The organism is Acidobacteriota bacterium, from assembly GCA_034211275.1.
Classification (GTDB): domain Bacteria; phylum Acidobacteriota; class Thermoanaerobaculia; order Multivoradales; family JAHZIX01; genus JAGQSE01.
In genome coordinates this window covers 1-6,443 of record JAXHTF010000282.1, presented here as the reverse complement: position 1 = coordinate 6,443, position 6,443 = coordinate 1, and the positions used below count along the sequence as shown (strand labels likewise).

The 6,443-nt window shown below is 67.9% G+C and carries 5 protein-coding genes; 1 reads left to right on the top strand and 4 read right to left on the bottom strand.

From position 1 onward, the window contains the following. Together SX243_24745 and SX243_24740 are read right to left on the bottom strand one after the other, a co-directional pair. Window positions 1-481, bottom strand: a 481-nt coding sequence (locus tag SX243_24745) for a hypothetical protein (protein ID MDY7096196.1), incomplete at its 3' end; no start/stop codon positions are given. A 248-nt stretch (window positions 482-729) separates the two neighbouring features. Beyond that, window positions 730-1,731, bottom strand: a complete 1,002-nt coding sequence (locus SX243_24740; protein MDY7096195.1) for a spondin domain-containing protein — start codon at window positions 1,729-1,731, stop codon at window positions 730-732. A gap of 259 nt (window positions 1,732-1,990) precedes the next feature. On the opposite strand from SX243_24740, the gene SX243_24735 reads away from it, so the two are divergent. Further along, window positions 1,991-4,234 (top strand): PQQ-binding-like beta-propeller repeat protein, encoded by a 2,244-nt coding sequence (locus tag SX243_24735; protein MDY7096194.1) that lies wholly within the window; start codon window positions 1,991-1,993, stop codon window positions 4,232-4,234. 6 nt (window positions 4,235-4,240) lie between these two features. On the opposite strand, the gene SX243_24730 is transcribed toward SX243_24735, so the two are convergent. Both SX243_24730 and SX243_24725 read right to left on the bottom strand, forming a co-directional pair. Beyond that, window positions 4,241-5,872 carry a S8/S53 family peptidase gene (locus SX243_24730; protein MDY7096193.1) on the bottom strand — a complete coding sequence of 544 codons (1,632 nt, stop codon included), beginning with the start codon at window positions 5,870-5,872 and terminating at the stop codon, window positions 4,241-4,243. After that, window positions 5,869-6,443, bottom strand: a 575-nt coding sequence (locus SX243_24725; protein ID MDY7096192.1) for a hypothetical protein, incomplete at its 5' end; no start/stop codon positions are given. The genes SX243_24725 and SX243_24730, both read right to left, overlap by 4 nt.

Below are 6,443 nucleotides of genomic sequence, written 5' to 3'. Positions count from 1 at the left end.
GAGGTCTCTTCACCACCGAAGCCGGACTGTGGATCGCCACCGCCGAGGCGGTGAAGAGACCTCGGAGATTAGCCACGAGAGGAATCTCCTGGAGCGCCTGGCCGGTGGGGGCCAAGGAGCCTACGGACTCGCCGCTGCCGAACCACACGGTGCCGTCTTCGGGATCTACGGCCATCCGGGCGATCCCTTCTTCCCCTGCGTCCGCGGGTACCGAGAGCACCAGCGTGCCGTCCAGCGCGAAGGCGGCGAGCTCCTCGCCGGTGTGGACCCACACGAGCTCTCTCGCAGAATCCACGGCCACCGCCCGGGCATCGGCGGTCCCGGGGAGAGGGTCGAAGATCTTCCCGGTGGCTCGGTCCGCCGGCAGAGCGCCGCGGTCGGTGGCGAGATAGAGGTCGGCGGCAGCCGGAAGGGCCAGCCCGAGGACGAGCCCGAGAACGAGCAATAGGCTCGAAAGTGCAGTGCGAAGGGCACGAGGCATGGCAGCTCCTTCCCGAGCCTTCAAAGCGGAAGCCCGGCGGTTGCGTGGTGGATGAGCTGCTGGAGGTTTATCGGGTCGTCGAGGAGGGTGTCAAGGCATCGTCACTTACGGTGCTGAAAGAAGAAGGAAATGCGGTGGAAGACCCGAGCGTGAGGCGGGTGCCGCCGCGGTGGCCATAGCGCCGACGGCTCCCGCGTGGGCGGGAGCCGAAGAGGGAGGGAAGGGCTCGGGGGGCTAGAGCTGAAGAGCTACGGGCAAGTAGCAAACGCCCGCGTATCCTGGATCGGCTCGAAGGGGACGCCGAGGGGGTTTTCGTAGTGCTTCACGGTGCCGGTGGTGGTGTCGGTGACGGTGATCTCTACGCCGACGTTGGTCAGGCCGGCGGCGAAGACCCAATAGTGGTTGAAGGCGGCGCAGCCGTCGAGCACTTTGACCAGCATCTCGACATTGGCGGGATCGAAGAACCAGAAGATCCCCGAGTCGCCGGAGAGCGCCGAGCCCTGGCCATAGCCTTGGGTACCGTCCTGGGTCTGCCACTGGACGTCCACGAAGAAGCGGCCGCCGCGCAGGGCCAGGGGTTCCGGCGGGTCGGAGTCGGTGCGGGTGAAGGTGAAGGTTCCCATGGGCACGCCGTTGCCCAGGGAGCCGCTCTCGATACGGCGCACCGGCACCGGCGGCACGGTGGCCAGGTTGGGGGATAGGAAGGTGGTGCCGCTATCGGTGCCGGCGTCGTAGGCGAAGAGCTCCACCACCCGCTCCTGCACCCAACCGCCGTCTTCGAAGAGGCGCAGTGCCGAGACGCCGACAAACCAATCCGGGCTGGGAGCGACCATGGTGACCAGCGTCACCGCCGGGAAGTCGCGGTCCATGGTGAAGCTGAGATCGATGAAGTCCGGCGAGGGGAAGATCCCGCCTCCCTGGAGCACCTGGTTGGCAGTCCCCGCCGCGATGGCGGTCTCCGCCTCCGCCGCCAGGGGCCGCGTCCGCCCCTCCTCCGCCATGTTCTTGATCCCGTGGCTGGCGTTGGTCCCCGGCGCCCACAGCCGGAGGTCGGCCTGATGGGTGGCGCCGATGAGGGCCGAGAAGTGGGGCTGGGGCGGGAATTGGGCAGGGTGGGTGGAGGCGGACCAGGTGGCGTTGAAGCGCACGGTGTATTGGGCGGTGTCGCTGGGATTCTGGGCCGCGGCGGGCACGGCGGCGAGAATCAGAGTGACGCAGAGGGCGGCGAGTAGAGCTCGGTGGTGGGGCATAGTGAAGTCTCCTGATGACTGGGCTGCGAACGGCTTCTCGCTGGTATCTACGGAGGTGACCTTAGCATCGGGTTGGTTTCGTCGTCGAAGAAGCACGATGCCACCATTTCTCCGGTTCGGGACGGCGCGGGGACCGCCATCCACAACGAGAGAACATGTTATTCTTCGGAAACATGCGTTTCCTCGTGCAGCGAAGGCTCTCGCCGGTGACTTGCGCGAGGTTCTTGCAGGATCCATCCCACCTCACAGAAGGCAGGTTATGAAACAGAGTGTCCTCTGGCTGGCGACCCTGATGAGCCTCGTCCCGACGATTTCCTGGCAGGCCGGCGAGCCCCATCGAAGCCCTGGGGCTGCCTCGCTCGAGGCTCCACCCCGCCCCGCCTTCGCCATTCCTACCGCTCCAGGTTCCGTAGGAACGCCCGGCAGCTTCGAGGTGAGCATGGATTGGTATTGGCCGGCCCTCGGTGCCGGCATCGGTGACTCGGGGCTGGCGCTGGCGGACCTGGAAAGGGACGGCAGCCTGGAGATCGTCGCCGGGGCGTCCTCCGATGGCTTCGAAGCCAACCGCTATTGGTATGTCCTACGGTGGGATGGAACGACTTACGAGAAGGTGTGGAGCCATCTACCCTACGACCAGACCCTCGAAGCGCTGGCGGTGGCCCAGGTCGATGACGACCCGGCCCTCGAGGTGCTCGCCGCGGTCGGACAGACCGTGATGATCTACGACGGCTCGACGCGGGCTTTGCAGGGAACGGTCGCCGTGGGCCTGACGCCCAACAGCCTGGTCGCCGGCGATGTGGACGGCGATGGCGAGGCGGAGATCGTCGTGTGCAATCTGGGCAATGTCTACACCTACTCCGCCGTCACCGGCGCGCAGGAGTTGACCCTTCCCGGGGTCGGCGGCGTGGCCCTGGCCCTCGGCCAGGTGGACGACGACGCCGGTCTGGAGATCGGCGTCACCCGCAACGACCACACTGCCCGGATCCTCGATGGTGCCACCGGGATGGTGGACTGGGAGATCGCCACCGGCTTGGGCTATGCCATCGCCTTCGGGGACCTCAACGACGACGGCTACGACGAGGTCGTCGGTGGCTTCGAGGCCACCGACGGAGTGCGCGTCTACGATGTCGCCGCCGATCAGCTGCTGTGGGATTACCCGGTGTTCAACCTGGCCAATCTACAGGTGGCGGACGTCTTGGGAAGCTCGATCCCCGAGGTGATCTACGGCGACGCCCAATTCGGCGACATGCACGTGCTGAGCGCCGCCGGGAGCAGCCTGTATTCGGTGAACACCTGCAGCTATGGAGTGACCAACATCGTCGTCGGCGACGCGGATGGAGACGGCACGAAGGAGTTCCTCTGGGGCTCCGGCTTCGACGTCACCGGTGGTGACTATCTCTGCGCCGCTTCCCCCGTCTCCGCCGGCCTGGAATGGAGGAGCACGGATCTCTCGACCCCCTTTCTGGGTCTCGACGTCGGGGATGTGGACGCCGACGGGGAGATGGAGATCCTCGCCACCAGCTTCGCCGCGGACAGCAACCACTCCGCCGGCCGCTATCTGATCTTCGATGCCCAGAGCAAGGAGCTGGAGTACATCACGCCGGCCGGCAATACCTCCTATCGAAAGGGCGTCTGGGCCGGCAGATTGCTCAATACGGACGCCGACCCCCAGCTGGAGATCTGCCTCACGGAGGACAACGTCTTTCCTGCGGTGTCGTGCTACGACGGCCTCCACCACACCCTGGAATGGACCTTTCAGACCCCCGACTTCGACTCCTTCTTCTCGATCCTGCCCTACGACATCGACGGGGACGGGACTCTGGAGCTGCTGGCCGGAGCCGGGATCTTCTCCTCTCCCAACGATGGGCTGGTCTACGCCCTCGATCCATCCGACGGCACCCCGGTGTGGACCAGTGATCCGATTCCCTTTGGCTTCCGCCCATCGATCCTCCGCGGGGCGAATATCGACGGTGACATGACGCGGGAAATCCTCGCGGTCAGCGAGACGGGAGTCTTTTCCATCTTCGACGCGCTGACCGGAGACCTGGAATTCTCCCAATCCCTCAGCGCCAGCGCCCTGCTGCTCACCGACCTCGACGGCAAGCCGGGAGAGGAGATCCTGCTGGGTACCTATAGCGAAACGGTGGAAGTCTTCGACCCTTCGACCCTTCAGACCTCCTTGCTGGCCGGGCCGCTCAGCGGTGCCGTCTTCGCCCTCGGCCGGGGAGTCTTCGCCGGCCAGGATCTCTTCGTCGTCTCGACGGAGGATCAGCTGGGGTTCTATTCAGCCCTGGACGCCGCGCCGCTGGCGACGGTCGATCTCAGCTACGGCACCGGCCGGAGCGACAGCCTGCTGGTGGCCAATCTCTACGTCGAGCCCAATAGCAACCGGGTCCTGGTCAACACCGGCCTCGGCCTGGCGGAGATCGGCGCCGACGGCATCGTGATCTTCGCCAACGGCTTCGAAAGCGGTGACACCACCGGCTGGATGACCGGGCCGTAGCGCCTCCTACTGCCCCTCCCCTGCCGCCGGCAACACCAGCGGCACCGAGTGCCAGAACGGGGTGTCGCCGTAGGCGAGGATGAAGATCAGGGATGCGGAGTCGCCGGTGGCGAGGAGGACCGCCGGGTCGATGCCCTGAAGGCCGACGGCCTCGACGGTGCCGGCGGCGATCTGGTCCAGGAGAACCGGGTCGGCGCCGCCGTCCAGACGGTAGAGATCCTCGCCGAGGCGGATACCGATTTCCCACAGATCGTAGAAGCTGTTGGAGGGGCTCGAAAGCGAGAGGTCGACGACGAGCTCGTCGCCGCCGGTTTCATCCGGATTCTGCGGGCTGGCGGGAGGCGGATCGGGGCGGGAGCCGGAGCACGGGACGCAGGGCAGCACCTCTGGCAGCGGCGGCCACTCGTCGTGAAGGGAGGCGACCAAGCCCGGGAGGCTGAGGTCCGGCAGCGTCAAAGTCTCGGCGGTGAGCTGAAGGTAAACCTCGGGAACCGGCAGCGGGCCTGATGCCCCCGACGCCGCCAGCCCCAGCGCTGCCGCCATCAAGCGGTCGGCGCCGGCGAAGGACGAGCCGGGGAGCTCGGCACCGTCGAGGCTGAGGACGAAGCCCTCGCCCCCGTTCTCACCCTGGGGCCAGGGAAGCCACAGTCCATCGTAGGGGAAGGGATCCGGCGGCTGCCACGAGCCTTGGACGAGGGTGCCGCCGAGCCAGCCGGCGAAGAGTCCGGCGGCGGTGGCGCTGCCCGCCGGCAGAGGCCGCGGGCCTTCCGACCGGCCGAAATCCACCACCACCCCGACCCCCGGCACCAGCGCCGGCGTTCCCGGCGGGGACTCCCAGCTCGGTCCTACGGCCCCCGCGGCGACGTAGCTTCCGCCATCCAGAGAGCCCACCGCCAAGGCGTGCTCCGCCGCCGCCGGGAAGGTGGTGGCACGATGGTCCCCCGCTGCGGCGACGGCGATCACACCGTGGGCATCCTGGAGGTGAGCCAAGGCTCGGTCCACCTGGCACGGCAGATTGGCTTCATCCCCCGAGCAATCCGGCGGCCCGTCGACGTGACGACCGAAGGGGATCACCACCGCCAGCGGCGGCTCCTCCACTCCATCCTCGACGGCCTGAACCAGATCGCAGAGCACCGCCAAGAGGTGAGCATCGCTGGGCAGCCCGAGCCGGTCCGGCATGCGGGCGTGGGCCGCGGCGAGATCCAGCAGACCGGTACCCAGGGTGCCGTCAGCGCTCTCCAGCAGCGTGCAGCCGATCCCCTTGCTGCGATGCCCGGCGACATCCGCCACCGCCACCCAGGGGCCCCCATTGCGCTGGAAGCAGCTTCCCGCCGGACCGGTCTCGGAGCGCGCGTAGAACGCCGCATGGTCGTGGGCGGAGACTTCCGCAGCGCACTCCACCGCCGGCGGCCCGGCGGTGGTGGCGAGATAGTAGCGGCCGACGCTGCCGCAAAGCTGCAGCAGCGTGCCGTCGTTGGGGGCCGGTGCGGTGCAATCCGGCGCCGTGCGCAGCCAGTTCACCTCGGCGGCACCGAGGGCGCCGGCCCAGACCGCCGACAGGACCATGAGCACGGCCACCCAAGGCAGGGCTGGGCACCGCAGACCGAGGCGAGGGGACGAACAGGCTTTCGACATCATGGGGTCTCTCCTGGGAAAGGGATCGTCTCGTCCGCCGGCTCGGGGAGCAATTCGAGGATCACCGGGTAGACCCGGCGGCGGCCATCGGCGGCGAGGCGCTCTTGAAGATTCGAAGCCTCCCATGCCCCGAGCTCCTCGGGCAAGTCACCGGGGCGGACAAGCACGAGGTAGAGGGTGTGGAGGCCCGCCGTTCCGCCGGTCAAGGCTCCCGCCTCGCCGGAAAGGGTGAAGACCCCGTCGCGGCGTTCCAGCTCCCAGCGGTCGGGTTCCACGGGCTCCGGTCCCTCTTCGCTCAGGCGATAGAGTGCCGGCTCCAGCCGCAGAGCGAGAGAACGTTCCGGCCGGGCGACGATGCGAACCATGGTCCCAGCATAGGCCGCGACCTCGGGGGGGACATCAGCGGTGGAAGCCTCGGGATCCTGGGAGCTCGGAACGTCGCGAACCTCCGCCAGCCCCCGCACCTCGACGGAGTAGGCCACCTCCGGCGGCAGGGCTCCCGGCGAGCGCAGCAGCACCAAGCCCAAGGCGCCGACCACCATGGCGGCAGCGGCGGCGGCCAGCCAAGGACGCC

What these genes read in the sequence shown, in the direction of transcription:
- SX243_24730 (MDY7096193.1), bottom strand. Translation starts at nt 5,872, where the DNA reads ATGATGTCGAAAGCCTGTTCGTCCCCTCGCCTCGGTCTGCGGTGCCCA.
- SX243_24735 (MDY7096194.1), top strand. Translation starts at nt 1,991, where the DNA reads ATGAAACAGAGTGTCCTCTGGCTGGCGACCCTGATGAGCCTCGTCCCG.
- SX243_24740 (MDY7096195.1), bottom strand. Translation starts at nt 1,731, where the DNA reads ATGCCCCACCACCGAGCTCTACTCGCCGCCCTCTGCGTCACTCTGATT.